We start from the raw sequence: 14,487 nt of genomic DNA, 5'->3' as shown, positions 1-14,487 counted from the left end.
ATGATCGTGCGGTGTGGCGTTGCGACTGCTGTATTGACAACTACCGCTTTGCACCGCCGCTTGTGTGAGCACACCGAAGTGCCGTCGGCCATCAGCGCCGGCGTGGGCAGCTTGGCCCAGTTCAGCCCGTTGGGCTGTGCTGGGCCGGGGATCGGCTACCCGGCCTGGTCCACCCGGTGGCGCAGTGCAGCCGAGCTGGATTGGAAGTGCGGGTCCCCCGGGTAATCGATGACGATCTCATGATCGCCCGCCCGGAGAGCCGAGGTGTGCAAGGTCGCCCGACCGTGCTGGTCGAGCGCGGCGCTGCCCAGGACGGTGACTCCCTCCCGGAACGTCAGGTTCCCTTCCGGAGTGCCTTGCCCGGGCGGGACGGGGCGCACCGATGCCCTGAGCGTCACCTCCTCCCCGACCTTGGAAGGATTCGGCGAAGAAGTCATCTTGACCACGTAGGAGCCGGCGGCGGCGGGATCAAAGCTGATGGTTCCGTCCCGCTCGAGGTTGAAGACGGTGGTGAAGACCCCGTTGGCAGTCCGGGGCAGGTAACCCTTCGCGGGAAGCAACACCGCGGAAAGCTCGCGGGAAGTCTGTGCCGCCAAGCCGAGGTTGAAGATACCCACTAGATCGCTGTCTGCATGAGCGCCGTCAATCACGAGCGGATACCCGCGCAGCACCAGGGTGTCCGTCCCCCTGCCGGCCAGGAACCCGTTGCATGAGTCAGGAAAGTCGATGCTCCCGTCGGTCTTCACGTCATAGCGCATGTCCGCGTCGATGCCCATCCGGAAGCCGTAGCCGCCGGGGGAGGTCGCCAGCTCGCTGGGCAGGACTTGCAGTCGGTGGGTCGTGGAGCGTGACAGGAACAGCAGGGTGCTCTCTCCTTGGGGTGTGCTGAACCACAGTCCGAGTGCGGTCAGGTCGTGTGACAGCCTCGTGCCGTCGATGATGATCTGCTGCCCGGTCAGTCGGAGGGTGTTGCCCTGGGTGGTGGCGAAACCGGAGAACTCGTCCGCGAGGGTCACTCGTCCGTCTCGGGTGACGTCGAATCGTAGGTCGGCGGTCACGCCCGGGCCGGGCTGGAACCCGTATCCGACCGTTCCGGCGGCGATCGGGCCGGTGGGCAGGACTTGTAGTCGGTGGGTCGTGGAGCGTGACAGGAACAGCAGGGTGCTCTCTCCTTGGGGTGTGCTGAACCACATCTCGTTCGCGGTCAGGTCGTGTGAGAGCGCCGTGCCGTCGATTTCGATCTCGTGCCCGCGCAGCCTCAGCGTGGTTCCGTCAACGGTGGCAAAATCGGACAACGGCGGATCAAGGATCACCTGCCCGTCCCGGGTGACCTCATACCGCAGATCGGCGACGACGTGATGCCCCGGATGAAACCCGTAGCCGACACCCGGTAGGACCCTGAGCGCGTGGCTCGTCAGGCGTGAGAAGCTCGGCAGGATTGCCTCCCCCCGGGGCCCGTAGAACGACATTCCGCTCATGGTCAGGTCATGGGACAGCTTCTGGCCATCGACAACGATCGGATGGCCCCTGATCGTCAACGTGTGGCCGCTCGCGGTGGCAAAGCCGGAAAACTCCTCCGCGAGCCGCACCGAGCCGTCGCGGGCCAGGCCGAAGCTGAGCTGTCCCAACCCGCCGTCCAGCCCGTAATGCGCGCACGGCAGCAGGAAAAGGTCGTGGCGCCGGGAGGAGGGTAGGCCCGCGTTGGTGAGATGTAGGCGAAGGCCGTGGGCCAGCTCGGTGCCGTCCAGTTCCACCGGCAGTCCGCGCACGCTCAGGCGTCGCTCGCCCCGCCCGCGGACGAAGCCGTCGAAGGCTGTGTCGAAGTCGATGGTGCCGTCGTCTTTGACCTCGAACTCGAAATCCGCCAAGGCCCCGCTGCTCAGCTGCAGGTGGTACCCGGCCCGCGCAGGCAGCGACACCGTGGGCGGAGGCGATGTCGAACCGTCGATCAACCCGGTGGCAGCCTCCGGGACCGCGACCAGGGGGGAGGTCAGCTGCGAGGTGACGATCTGGATGTCGGGCATCGGCTCCTCCTGGTCAGAAGGGGGTCTTGCCGTGGATCTCCAGGCGGGGCGTGATGTCGATCCTGGTTGCGGCGCGCTCGACAACGTGGGCGACGGCGCCGCGGCTGGGGCCGAAGGAGGCATCCCCGCTGTAGGAACAGGTGAGGCGATGAGAGCCGACCGGAAGGTCCGCCACGTTCAGCACCGCCACGCCACCGGCCAGCGACACCCGTCCCAGCTGTCGGCTGCCAGCGGTGAAGGTCACCTGGCCCGTCGGTGTCGCGGCGCCGGCACCGCTGACCGTCGCGGTGATCGCCACCGCCTGGCCGAAGTCCGACGGGTTCGGCGACGAGACGAGCGTGGTGTGCGAGTCCGGTTTGGCCGCGCCGAGCGCTGCCAGTTCCAGGACGTCGGCGTAGAGCAGCGGAGCAGGTTGGTTCGAATCGTCGGCCGGCAGCGTGTCGAACTCTTCGACCACGACGCGGAAGTCGGCGATGGCCCGGTCCAGGGGAAGGACGACCTCGCCGCGCCACAGCACGGTGGCCGGCTGCGTCGGGGTGGCCGGGTCGGGTTCGACGACCACATCCGCGGCCCGCACCCACGCCAGGTCCCCTTCCAGCCCGGGCTCGCGTTCTTGGACGGACACCTCGATCCGGCTGGGGCCTTCGCTCTGGAAGGTCCGTCCGTAGCTTGCGCCAGAGACCACCACCCGAAGCCGCGCCGGACGGTAGGGGTCGTAGGTCACCAGCACCGACCGGTTCGCGTGGAGCTGGACGACGTCGGCGAGCACCACCCGGGAGAGTTTGACGTCCCGCAGCTTCTCCGGCTGGTCCGGGTCGAACTCGACGACCGAGTGCGGCTGGTAGCGAGCGAGGGCCAGACGGATGAAGGGCTCGAACGCGCCGCTTGAGGTTTGTATGTCGCAATACCACAGCGCCCGCTCGGCGTCGAAGGCGACGTCGTACCCGAACACGTTCACGCGGTTGTCGTGCGTGGGCTCCAGCTCCTCCAGGGTCAGCCCGAAAAGACCCGGGCCGAAGTCCCGCTTCCCCTGCGAGAAGTGCGAAAGCGAACTGGTAGCCGCAGGGGGGCGGAGGACGTCGGATCCCATCCGCGTGACGTAGCGGGCCAGCTGCCCTTGCGGCTCACTCACCCCACGGGAGACGACCACGCCGAGCTGCTCGCCCTCACCCGAGGAGAACCACGGCCCCTCCAGGTAGACCCGAAGCCAGCCCCCACGGCGGCGGCTGGCCAGAAGGTTCGTGCTGGTCTGGCGGTGCCACTCGAAGGCGGGCACCACGTACAGCACCCGAGGCGCGGCCGGGCGGGCCGAGCTGGGGACGTGGACGACGACTTCGTCGCTGTCCCGGCTCACCGGCGGCAGGAACTCGACGCGCACGCTCTGCCCATCGCCGATGCGGCTACCGGCGGAGCGGGCGATCGTGCCGCTGCGGTAGTCCACTTCATAATCGCCGGCGCCGTCCTCAACGCGGGTGAACGTCGTGGCGCCGTCGGTGCTCCGCGCTGTCTCCGAGTGCGGGGCGATGCCCTCTGCGTTCAAGATTTCAGGCCTGGTCCCGCCGAGTTCGACGTGAACCTGGCGCAGGAAGTACTCAGAGAAGCGGCTCGCCGCCACGGCGCGGTAACGCGCCACGCGGTGCCTGGTGTCCCCGAACTCGTGCCGGGGATGGTGCTGACCGTCCATCCGGACCGTGCCCGTGCCGGGGTCGTAGTCGGCGACGGGGCGATCAGCGAACAGGAGCAGGTTCGATCCCCTGCGGTGGTGCAGGCGCAGCTCGGCGGCGGCATCCTCGGCCGGGCGGGGCGGCTCCGGCCCGACGCCCGGTACTTCGTTCCAGCGGCCCACCAGATCAACCTTGCCCGTACTCGAGGGGTGCACTCGGATGGTGCCCGTGAGGCGGGCGCTGGTCGCCCCGAAGTCACGCTGTGCGACCAGCTCGTCGATGATCGGTCGGCCCAGCGGCTGTTGCACCGCGTGCACGAGCACCAATGTGCGGGCGGGCGTGAGGGCCCAGTGCCCTCCTTCCAGGGCACGCTGGGTCAGGAGGACGACATCTTCGCTCAACAACGCCAGGTCCAACGGCCTTTCGAGGCGGACGGACTGAGCGTCGACGAGTTTGCGGATCCAGTCCCAGACGCCGAGAAGCTCAAGATCGGTCCGGTGGCAGTAGCAGCTGAGCGCGACCTGTGCCACCTCGCCCTTGGGCATCGCGACGGTGAGGACGCGCTGCTGCGCGTCCCAGGCCGGAGGCCCTGTCCCTTCCCGCAGCACCAGGCGGAACGGTTGCATGGCCGGCCAGTCCGAGGCGGGCCCGAAGTCGATCTGGGTGACCGAGGTGGGCTCGAAGCCGAGTCGGGTGATCAATCCGGAAAGGTCGGGCTGGACATCCGCCTGTCGGTAGGTGAGCCGGCCTGCGACGTCGGGTGTCCCGATCGTTCCTCTCGGTGCGCCGGGCAGATCGCGTAGGGCCGCCCCTCGCGCCAGCACGTCCGGCAGGTACGCCACCACCATCTGCTCGTCGGGCATGATGGGCACGTCGCCGTCCTGGTTGAGCTGGGCGGCGTCGCGCGCTTGGATCATCCGGTACGTCGCCGCATCGCCCTTCACCCGCCCGGTGGGGTCGTCGAACGCCCCGTGGGCCTCGGCCAGCGCCGGGGTGGTCCGAGGCGGGGCGATGTGGCGCTCGGCCGCATCGGTGCTGGGGACGTCGTCGTGATCCTCGCCCACGTTGACACTGCGGATGACGATACGGTCGAGCGACTCGCCGGGGTCCGTCTCGCCGGACAGGCCCTGGCGCAGCACGACGATGGGTGAGGGCACCGCCTCGTAGCGCAAGTACACACGCCCCGGCGCCGTGGCGGGCAGGGCTGGGAGGTCGCCGGCCTCGGCCAGGGAACGGCTGTTGCCGGCCAGGTCGACCACGCGGGCCCGCAGCCGGTAGCCCACCCCGTACCGCAGCCTGGGCAGGGAGCCGACAGCCGCCGCGAATGTGGTCTGCAGCCCCAGCGAGGTGACCGCGGCGTTGTCCGGCCGCTCCGGCGCCGCGGCGGGGTCGCTGTCGGCGGAGATGGCTTTGCCGGGCCGTGGGGCCACCAGGCTCCACCCGGTCCAGCGCAGCAGGGACTCGTGCAGGTACAGCTCGGGCGCGGCAGGTGGTTGGCCTGGCTGGGCGGGCACTCCCGCCGCTGCGAGCTGCACGAACCCCTCGTCCTCGAGCCGGCGTTCCAGGCCGGTGTGCTCGAAGCGGTAGGTGCCGATTCGTCGGCACAGCGTGTGCCAGGCCTGCGAGCGCGAGTCCCAGATGTCGATCCGATAGCCGCGTACGAGCTGCTCGGCGTCGAAGACGACGTTCTCCGGGGTGGGCCCCTCCAGCACCTTGTTGTGGGCGCTCATCCGGGCCAGGTGGTCGGTGAGCGCACCGGCCCGGGCGTCACGGACCAGCGAGAGCCCGGCAGTGTGCAAGGCGGGCAGGGCCGCCGTGCGCGGGCGGTCGGCGGCGTCGCGCGAGGAGATCGCCTCCAGGTTCAACGCCAGGTTCACGAGCTTGTGGACTGTGCCGTCGACGTCGACGTCGACCAGGTCGAAGGACTCCTCGCCCAGGACGAGGAGTCCTTGTTGGATGCCCGGACGGGAGGGGACGGCGGCGAAGGTGCTCCCGTCCCAGATCGCCTTGGTGGCCGGGCAGATGTCGGGGGTGGGGCTGGCGGGATCGACGGGTGTCCAGCGGGGTCGCACCCGCAGCTCGCGGGGTGCGGTGGCGGGGAGGGTGGCGGGGATCTCGAGGTCGAAGACCAGTCCCAGCCGGCGCAGCAGCACGGGGTAGTCGCTCAGGCATGCCAGGGCCTGGTGGAAGTCCAGCAGCCGGGCAAGCTCCTCGGGCGTTTGCGGCAGCGGGGCGTTGGGCCGGGCCGGGCGGTCGTAGAAACGCCGGAAGGCCGCGACGTTCTCGGCTGCCGATTCAACGGACAGGGCCGGTGCTGCGGCCGGCCCGGATGGCGGGGGCGGAGGTGTCGGGGGTGCAGGTGGAGGTGTCGGGGGCGGGCGTTCGGGCAGGAAGCCCAGAGCGGCCAGCGTGAAGCGCAGGCCGCCCACCGGATCTGTCTCTTCGATCGCGGGCAGCCCGAGCGGCGATTGGAAGGCGACGCCGGCGTAGAGCTCTTGGATCCGATCCCGCAGCCGCCGGACCGGGTAGGAGATCAGCTGATGCCCGGAATAGTCGGTGAACACGTGGGAGCGCACCGCGGTCTGATCGGTGAAGAGGGCATCCCACAGCGCGGGCTCGAGCGTGTTGCGGGGCCGCAGCCGGTCGGCCACGATCACGCCGTCGAGTTCCACGGCGAAGCTGGTCGCGGCCATCGTGGACGTCCAGTGGCGCAGATCGGGAAACTGGCTCAGAACACCGTCGGCCCCGTCGGCGGTGGTCAACCGGGGGGAGACCAGCACCGACAGGCGAAGACGCCGGTCGGCGCCGGCGACGCCGTTGGGCAGTGCGGTCCACATCAGCCGCTCGGGCATGGTTCACCTCTCATGCGAAGGCGTCGGCGTAGGCTGCCCAGTCCGCTTCACTCACGACGTCGCCGAAGGTGGGATCGCCCTGCCCCTTGGCGAAGCTCCGCCGCACGGTCAGCTCCACCGACTCGCTGAAAAGGGTCAGATCGATCTTGATGACGAGGGTCGCCACGCCCTCGATCCGCTGCTCCGGCTGGTCCTCGTAGGTGAGGGTCATGGACAACTCGATCGACACGCTGACCAGGCCCAGGACCTCGACCTCGCCGTTGAGCCGCAGATACCCCGACAGCCTGGTCATGGCCTTGACCGGGACGGCCGCGGCGTCGAGCACCTCGTAGCGGAAGTAGACGCCCGCCATGATCGAGACGCCGCCGCTGGCCACCCCGAAGTTCATCGCCACGGCCGCTCCGAACTCCAGGGCGGCCTCGATCATCTCGATGCCGTCCAGCCCCAGTGCCATGACGAAGAAGCCGCCCCCGCCCAGGCCCTGGACGGTGAGCAGGAACTCGTCGTGGCGCTCGGCGAAGTTGAAACGCAGACTGGCCTTGCCGTCGGTGAAGGGCAGGTTCAAGCTGGCGCCCAGCTTCACGTTCTGCAGCGCGAACACCCCGACCGCCACGGGCGGAAGGGCCAGCGAGTACCCGACCTTCACCCCCGAGGGACTCACGTCGAAGACCGGTCCCTTGCTGAAGCCGCCGGCGGGGATGAAGCGGCGCAGGGAGTTGAGGAAGGACAGCGGCGGCTGGAAAACCACGCCCTCGGGCGCCAGTTCCGCGCTGACGTCGGGCTTGCCGCCGTTTTCCGACCGGAAGGTCAGGGTGTTGAAGTGGACCTCGAGCACGCCCAGGAAGGCGAAGGTGAAATTTTTCAATGTCGTCGTGACCGACGAGCGGGTCGGGCTGTCGTCCAGCGGCCGTTCCATCCGGGCGTGCAGCGCGAAGGAGATGCCCGGAGGGCGCGCCTTCAGGGGCCCTACGCTGTCCTTTACCTTGGGTTCCCAGTCCAGCGTGGCGACCACCGCCGTGGGCATCGTGCGGCTGACCATCTGCGGGAACTGCGACCGCGCCGAGACGAAGTCCGAGGCCTCGGACACCAGGTCTTTCAAGGAGACGGCGCCCAACAACTTGGCGCCGTCGGCGAAGAAGTCCTCGGGTGTGAACTTCCCCGCGGCGAGCTGGTCAAGTGTGCCGCCCAGCGGGCCCAAGCTCCGGGACAGGGCCCGCACGGCCATGTTCGGCTTGGCCAACGCACCACCCCGCTCGGCGGGCAGGTCCACCTTGAGCGCGTTGCCCACCGCGGCGGTGACCTCGGCGAACAGCTGCGCGGGGTTGCCGGCGACATCGATTCCGGCGTTCAGGAACGCCTTGGACAGGGCGATCTCCACCGGCTTGGCGCTGCCGACGAGCTGCTCGACCGCCGGGAGGCGGACTTCTGCCGCGCTGAGGGAGGGCAGGAACGGCAGTTGGCCGTCGAGGACCGGCGCGCCGCCGGCGATGTGCACGTCGAAGGCGAGCGCCTCGGTGATCAGGGTGGTCTCCCCGGGTGCGGCCGGGTCGGCCGGTGGAGCGAAGGTCACGCGGGCGCCTCCGACCGGGATGCGCCGCCGCGGGCCCGATGGGCCGTCGGCGGCCTCTCGGTAGGCGTTCCTGATAGCGGTCAGGAAGGATTCACGCACCCCCGGATCGGGCTCGGTGAGCAGGTTGCGGCGCACGAAGATCAAGGCGGCGTGGAAGTCGGTGTTTTCCCCGGTCAGGTCTGTGCCGACCAGGTGGAACGGGACCGGCCCGGATGACGGAGGGTCCTTCATGACCCAGAACGCCCCCGGACCCCCGATACCGGGGATCTCCCCCAGCGCGGCAGGCGTGGACAGGGTCATGATGCCCAGACTCCGCGCGAAGGGCATCTCCCGTCCCTGGTGGGCGAACCCCGCAGCCGTGTAGGTCTTCACCGGCTCACGCACCACGACGAAATGGCGCTTGCGGAGCACGGCAGCCACTCTTGGGGGCGTTGTGGTGCTTGTCTCGATCACGCGTTCGGTGATCTCGATGTGGGCAGCGCGGTGGCCGAACGGGAACAAGAAGCCCTCATGAGCAGTCCGCACGAAGTGATCCCGGCCCTGGGTGGCCACGTGGTGCCACTGGCTCAGGGTGAAGGGGTTGGGCGGGTCCCACTCGCCCCGTGCCCGGAGCCAGCCCCCGCGGGAGGAGAGCATCAGCCGGTCGATCTCGAGGGGCTCGGGCCGGTAGGCACCGCGGTCCGTGCGGAGCGTGAAATCGGCCGACAGGTGGACGATGGCGTTGCGATCCTCAGGCTGTGGCGACGTGGTGGAGATGCCGGGTGGAGGGCCGCCCGGGTCGGGGGAGAACACCGCCCGCACATAGCGGCCCTCGGCCTGGTGTTCGTCGACGACGCCAGTGCCATCCGCCCTCACGCCCAGGCGGGTGTGCCACAGCTCGGTGCGCCCCTGGCGGGTGACCGGCTCGATCGAGTGCGCCCAGCCCCCGCCCGGATGCGGCGAGAGGATCAGTCGGTAGGGAAGCTCAAGGGCGGTCTCGGTCGGCTGTGGGGCCTGCAGGGGCGGCGCCTGGACGGGGTCGTCGAAGACGGTGCCCCGGGGTGGCCGGGCGACCGGCACCAGGTTGGAGTCCAGGGACGCCCAGTCGAGCAGGGCCTGCAGCGTGAACGGGATCCGCTCGACGCCCGGACGCAGCCGGAAGCCCAGGCGGCTGGGACCGGCGACGCGCCCGGGTAGGGGAACGTCGAAGGACCCAGCCGCCGGGAGCACGGTCTCGGCGACGTGCTGGGGCGGGAAATGCACGACGATGAACGCGTCCTGCCCGGCCTGCTCACGCATCAGCTGTCCCGCGAACGGCCCGTCGTGCATCAGGATCAGGTTGGCGAACTCGAACCGGAGGGCCAGAAGATCCAGGTGCCGCAAGACGTTTCTGGAGAAGGACGACATGTGCCTCAGCTCCGCTCCCGGGTGCTCGCCAGTGAGTGCGCAGACCTGAACGTCTCGAATCGTGAGACTCAGGCGGAAGATCGAGTTGTGCAGCGGTGCGGTCAGCGCGGAACATCCGCTCTAGGTGGCGATATCCACCTGCAGCGCTTCCTGCACGTTGTGAATCGGCATGGCAAGGCCGTGGCTGCCGAGGCCGGGGCCGAGATCCTCAATCGGGATCGCAAATAGAAGACCGATGACCCGGTTGCCGGCGTTCAGCACCACCGATCCCGAGTCGCCCCTTCCGGCGAACACGGTCACGAAGGGAACGGCACCGCTGATCTCAAACTGGTCAATGACTGGCGCAAACAACGACGAGATCGCCCTCACCACGAAACCATGCGTCAACAGCGTCCGCATGCCGCGCTTCTTCACGACCTCCCCCAGGGCAGGTACCTGCGTCGACACGCCCTGCACCGGCCCGACATCTTCGATGGTCATCTGAGCGCTGCGGGACCCGTTCAGACCGATGACCGCGCAATCGAGAAACAAAGGGTTGACTTCACTCCGCAAAGCGCGGACGTTCCCGACTACCGAAGCGGACGGTAGCCCCTGCCCTGGCTGATGAACATTTACGCCGGAAAGCTTCACCACATGGGCGCATGTGAGCAGCTGTGGCTCACCGCCATTCCCGCGACTCCGGACGATCGCTCCCAGTGTGCCCGGCGGGGGAGCGAAGATGCCATCGCTGATGGTGTGCTCCCTGGAAATCTGAATGCCGCCGCGCAAGGGATTGTACGGTTTCTCGTCGTCAATTAACATGGGCCGAGCCTCGACCACGTCCGTGACGTAGCCGCCGAACTCGGCCGGAACGAACTCGGCTGCCGCAACCTCGGCTGCCGACTTTTTCCTCTGAACGTAAACGAACAGGGCCAGCTGACCGGTGAATTGCCCACCAGTCTGCTTCAGTCCAACTCCGGTCGTATATGGGGCGGCAGCTCCCGCATTCAACTGATCGCGCAACGCGACCGAGGCCTCAATGGCATCCTGTGGAACGGCAATCGGTCGATCTGGTAACATTTCGATGCCTCCTGTTCGTTCGGTCGGCGGGTTCGGATTGCGCGACCCCACTCGTAAAGAACGTCGACTGGTAGCGCATCGTGGTGCTGGACTACGGCGGGTGAGCGGTTGGCGTATCAAGCTGCGAACCGTCTGATGACCAAGCCCGTGCTCGAGGGTGCGCGCTTCACATCCGCCGTCATTAAGGTGTCAACAACGCAGTGCCATGGACCGACAGCGCCCTGAGCTGGGTCTATCGGCTCGCGAGCACCGCTCGCTGGATCCATTCCATGCCACGCAGATCTACTATGGAGCGAGGAAGGGTCGGTCGAGGTACATCGTCACCCGAAACCACCCATCCGGATGAAGACCGGGAGGCGACCGGCGAGCTTGCCGGGACCGGGACTCGTCAGTGCCGCACGCACTACAAGGACAAACGGGGTATCTACCATCACGCAGGTCCCGAAGCTGAGTCCCGCCAACAGGTTAGCTGGGCACAAACCCACTCGAACGGTTCCGGTCGATGGACAGCACCGTGATCGCAGTGCGCCACGGCAAAGCCTCGACGCCCGTCGCCGGCACCGGAGGGCAGAGTTGTCATGGATAAGGACGAACTCCTGTTCCTCTCCTGGTTGACGAGCGTCAATACGGCGCTGGGCCGCTACATCGCTCGGCTCATGGACGAAGCGACCGGGCACGACACCACCACCTGCTCGACGTCGCCGGCCGAGATCGAGAGCGAACCAACCGGCTCGACCGCGTTGTCCAGGAACACCGACTCGACAGGCTCCGGGCGGACGAACACCGCCTTGGCCGGCTGGACCGGATCGGATCGGATCGGATCGGATCGGTGAGGCTCTCGCGCTCCTCCCGGGTCGTGGTGGTGTCCCTGGTCTGGTCCAACGCGCCCGCGACCAGCTCCATGCGAGGCGCCGCCGCGCTTCAGAGGTCTGGGTTCGCCGTGAACAGTGTCTCCACCACGTCCTCGCGTTCCAGCGTGGCGGCGCACCAGGCGAAGTGGCCGTCCGCGCCGTCCGCGCCGAAGGCGTTGGCCGTCGCGATCGCGTAGGCCGCTCGGTAGAGCAGCATGCGGGCGGGGGAATGGCCGTGCCGTCCGGCCAGCACAACCGTCAGCGCGTCGTCGGAGGCTCGGGCGCCGGGGCCGTACATGTCGAAGACGCCGGTGGCGACCGACGCTTCGAAGGCGTGGTCGCCCGCCGTGGTGAGGAAGCTCCAGTCGATCAGGGCGGTCACCTGGAACGCGTCGTCCACCAGGACGTTCGCCGGGATGATGTCCCCGTGCACGAGCCGGTCGGGCCCCGGTGGCACACACTCCAGCAGACGCTCCACCCGCTCCAGTTTGCGGTCGAAGTCCGTGATCCGGGCGCGCAGCACCTCGGCGTGGGCGGCGGCCCGCCGCCGGACCAGCGCCGCCAAGGCCTGTGTCCAGTGCTCGTGCCCCGACCACAACGGTGTGGTCTCGTCCAGCACGGTCAGTGCCCGCGCCGCAGGACCGGCCTCCGTCCTGGCCAGTCCCGTCACGGCCGTCAGCGCAGCCTCGTGCGCCAGCGCCCGGGGAATCCGCTCCCGCTGCATGAGCGTCAGCAGCGACGTGCCGGGGAGTCGGCGCTCAAGCGTCACCGCGTGCCCGTCCGCCTCCCTGACGTCGAGGATGACAGGCGTCGCGTACGGCAGGTCCTGGGCAGCCAACTCCTTCTGGAACTCTTGGGTCAGCAGCAGATCGTCGCGCCTGCGCTGGAACCACACCTTCTCCACCAACCCCTCGCCGACGTCGTAGACGACGCCCTCCATGCCGCGTCCCAGTTGGGTGGCGGTGGGGTGGCCCTGGGCTCGGAAGTAGTCAACCCAGTGATCGTCCGGGGTCGTCGTCATCGAGTTCCTGCCCTTTCCAACGGATCCTTCGGGACCGGCACGACCGTGCACTCGATATTGAGCAGTATCAGCCGGTCTCGCTCCAGCCAGGACTCGTAGTCGACCAGGTCGCCGGTGGTGGCGGTCCACCAGGGCCCGATGTGGATGCGTTGTCCCTTGCAGGAGGGGAACCCGCGCGCCGGCCGGCACGACTCGAACGGCACCGACCACGCCTCGGTCAGCGGCAGGCGCTGCCGGCCGTCGTCGTTGACGTAGCAGACCTCGAACTGCTCGGCGAGCGCGGGCGGGGCACCACGATGAACTCACCTCAACAACGCAAATCCGGTTGGACGAACAAGCAGTCCAAGCCGCCGCATCCGCCAAACTCCCCGTTATCCGCACCTGAATCCAGGAACGTACGACTCCTTGCTCCCGCGACCGCGCGGAAGATCACTCCTTGCTCCGCCTACTGTGGACATCGTGACCAGCATCCAGGAGCGTCTGTACCCCACTCTGCCGTGCTTCGGCTGCGGCCACGCCAACCCCAAAGGGCTGCGACTGCGCAGTTACCCCGCGGGCGACGGGCTGGTGACCGCGGCGTTCACGCCGTGGCCGGAGCACGACAACGGACTCGGCTTCCTCAACGGGGGCATCATCTGCACCGTCCTGGACTGCCACAGCGCCGCAGCCGTGATGCTGGAAGCCGAGGGGCAGGGGTGGGGGCCACTCGGGGACGCCGCGTTGTCCTACGTGACCGCCGGTCTGGACGTGCGCTACCTGCGACCGTCGCCGCTGACCGACCCGGTGGAGTTGCGGGCCGCAGTGCGGGAAGCGTCTGAAGCGCAGATGACCGTGGACGTATCACTCGTGTGGGACGGCAAGACGCGTGCCGAGGCCACGGCGCTGTGGAAGCGATGGCGCCCCCGAGTCGCCGCCGGTGGCTGAGGGGTGTGAGTCGGTCGGATGCCTGAATGTCGGACGCTCTCGGCCCCGTCCTCAATGGTGGCGCGCGCCTGAATGCAGTACCCGGCGACATCGCGCAGGGCGGCGGACTGTTCGTCAGCAGCAAGGCCCTCGAACCACTCGACGGCCTCCGATATGGGACGCAGGCCCTGCGCGATCTCGTTCAGGATGATCCCGGGTTCGTACATCTCGACCCCATCCCATGACCAACCCGAAGCAGCCGGCCCGCCAGGGCCGTCGAAGCAGATCACGAAGTGCCCACTGCAGGTTGGTTGGCTCACCCAGTCCTCGGTGGCTGGTTCACCGGGGCCGCGTCGTGGTGGCTCGTTGCCACGGCGGCCCGTGGTCCGTCCGGGTGGTATTCGGTGAGGTCCCGGCGGCGGAGAGGATTCTGGGGGCATGCGCAACGTGGTGCGGATCTGCTTGGCGGTGGTGTTGGGCTTCGGTTTGGCGCCAGTGGCTTGGGCTACGCCGGGGACCGGGGTCAGCGGGGTCACGCTGTTCCAGCGCGTCGTCGGTGACACGGAGTACGTCGTCCGGGAGGTCACCATCGCGCCTGGCGGTGCGACGGGGTGGCACTACCACCCCGGCTCGGTGTTCGGGCTCGTCAAGGAGGGGACGTTGACCCACCACCGCGCCGACTGCTCGGTGGACGGGGTGTACCGCGAGGGTCAGTCGATCTCCGAGGAGAGCGGGCCGGGGTATGTGCACATCGGCCGGAACCTGCGGTCGGAGCCGCTGGTCCTGGAGGTGCTGTACGTGAATCCGGTGGGCAGTGCGCTGGCGGTGGACGCGCCGAATCCCGGGTGCCCGTTCGAGTAACTCGCGCCTACTTCCGCACCGGGGTCGTTCCACCCGGACGCGCACACGCCATCGTGGTGGGTGTTGGCGGACGCGGAGGACAACGAAGTACGCATGGCGAGACCGTTGAGACGCGGCTGGGACCGCCGCCCGGGAGCACGCCACCACGGGTGCACGCAGCGATGACTTTTCGAGCGGCACAGGCGGTGTGGACGCGGTTTTCGTTGGCGCGCGGTGAACGGCGGTGATCCTCATGCCGCCGCGCGGCTGTCTTCTGGAAACCCAGACCAGTACATGTTGTTAGCGTTAACGGGAGT

At 68.4% G+C, this 14,487-nt stretch carries 8 protein-coding genes and 1 pseudogene; 3 read left to right on the top strand and 6 right to left on the bottom strand.

The genetic code is table 11. From position 1 onward, the window contains the following. Positions 1-155: 155 nt before the first annotated feature. The 4 genes from FM051_RS50800 to FM051_RS31025 form a co-directional block, all read right to left on the bottom strand. Positions 156-2,024, bottom strand: coding sequence for an Ig-like domain-containing protein (locus FM051_RS50800; RefSeq protein ID WP_202919104.1), 1,869 nt, complete (start codon positions 2,022-2,024; stop codon positions 156-158). A 13-nt stretch (positions 2,025-2,037) separates the two neighbouring features. Continuing rightward, the gene (locus FM051_RS31035; RefSeq protein ID WP_158849579.1) at positions 2,038-6,540 is read right to left on the bottom strand and encodes an Ig-like domain-containing protein; all 4,503 of its coding nucleotides are present in this window, start codon (positions 6,538-6,540) and stop codon (positions 2,038-2,040) included. A 10-nt stretch (positions 6,541-6,550) separates the two neighbouring features. Further along, complete coding sequence (locus tag FM051_RS31030; RefSeq protein WP_158849577.1) at positions 6,551-9,496, bottom strand: hypothetical protein; 2,946 nt, start codon at positions 9,494-9,496, stop codon at positions 6,551-6,553. A 120-nt stretch (positions 9,497-9,616) separates the two neighbouring features. Next, the gene (locus FM051_RS31025) at positions 9,617-10,606 is read right to left on the bottom strand and encodes a hypothetical protein (protein WP_158849575.1); all 990 of its coding nucleotides are present in this window, start codon (positions 10,604-10,606) and stop codon (positions 9,617-9,619) included. Positions 10,607-11,133: 527 nt separating this feature from the next. Between FM051_RS31025 and FM051_RS31020 the strand changes: the two genes are divergently transcribed. After that, positions 11,134-11,388 (top strand): hypothetical protein, encoded by a 255-nt coding sequence (locus FM051_RS31020; RefSeq protein WP_158849573.1) that lies wholly within the window; start codon positions 11,134-11,136, stop codon positions 11,386-11,388. Positions 11,389-11,476: 88 nt separating this feature from the next. On the opposite strand, the gene FM051_RS31015 is transcribed toward FM051_RS31020, so the two are convergent. Then, positions 11,477-12,427 carry a phosphotransferase family protein gene (locus FM051_RS31015; RefSeq protein ID WP_158849571.1) on the bottom strand — a complete coding sequence of 317 codons (951 nt, stop codon included), beginning with the start codon at positions 12,425-12,427 and terminating at the stop codon, positions 11,477-11,479. 459 nt (positions 12,428-12,886) lie between these two features. Here FM051_RS31015 and FM051_RS31010 point away from each other — a divergent pair, with 459 nt between their 5' ends. Further along, positions 12,887-13,351, top strand: coding sequence for a PaaI family thioesterase (locus FM051_RS31010; RefSeq protein WP_238412771.1), 465 nt, complete (start codon positions 12,887-12,889; stop codon positions 13,349-13,351). Positions 13,352-13,410: 59 nt separating this feature from the next. On the opposite strand, the pseudogene FM051_RS54065 reads toward FM051_RS31010, so the two are convergent. Next, a pseudogene (locus FM051_RS54065) lies at positions 13,411-13,557 on the bottom strand (DUF5958 family protein); the annotation flags it as partial. A 211-nt stretch (positions 13,558-13,768) separates the two neighbouring features. On the opposite strand from FM051_RS54065, the gene FM051_RS31000 reads away from it, so the two are divergent. After that, the gene (locus tag FM051_RS31000) at positions 13,769-14,191 is read left to right on the top strand and encodes a cupin domain-containing protein (protein ID WP_158849565.1); all 423 of its coding nucleotides are present in this window, start codon (positions 13,769-13,771) and stop codon (positions 14,189-14,191) included. Positions 14,192-14,487 lie beyond the last annotated feature (296 nt).

It is taken from the genome of Saccharothrix deserti (assembly GCF_009769385.1).
In the GTDB taxonomy this organism is placed as follows: Bacteria; Actinomycetota; Actinomycetes; order Mycobacteriales; family Pseudonocardiaceae; genus Actinosynnema; species Actinosynnema deserti.
This window is presented reverse-complemented; position numbering and strand designations above follow the sequence as displayed.

Bases quoted from the DNA above. Each gene is read 5' to 3' on its own strand.
- FM051_RS31000 (WP_158849565.1), top strand. From the start codon at position 13,769: ATGCGCAACGTGGTGCGGATCTGCTTGGCGGTGGTGTTGGGCTTCGGT.
- FM051_RS50800 (WP_202919104.1), bottom strand. From the start codon at position 2,024: ATGCCCGACATCCAGATCGTCACCTCGCAGCTGACCTCCCCCCTGGTC.
- FM051_RS31030 (WP_158849577.1), bottom strand. From the start codon at position 9,496: ATGTCGTCCTTCTCCAGAAACGTCTTGCGGCACCTGGATCTTCTGGCC.
- FM051_RS31020 (WP_158849573.1), top strand. From the start codon at position 11,134: ATGGATAAGGACGAACTCCTGTTCCTCTCCTGGTTGACGAGCGTCAAT.
- FM051_RS31015 (WP_158849571.1), bottom strand. From the start codon at position 12,427: ATGACGACGACCCCGGACGATCACTGGGTTGACTACTTCCGAGCCCAG.
- FM051_RS31035 (WP_158849579.1), bottom strand. From the start codon at position 6,540: ATGCCCGAGCGGCTGATGTGGACCGCACTGCCCAACGGCGTCGCCGGC.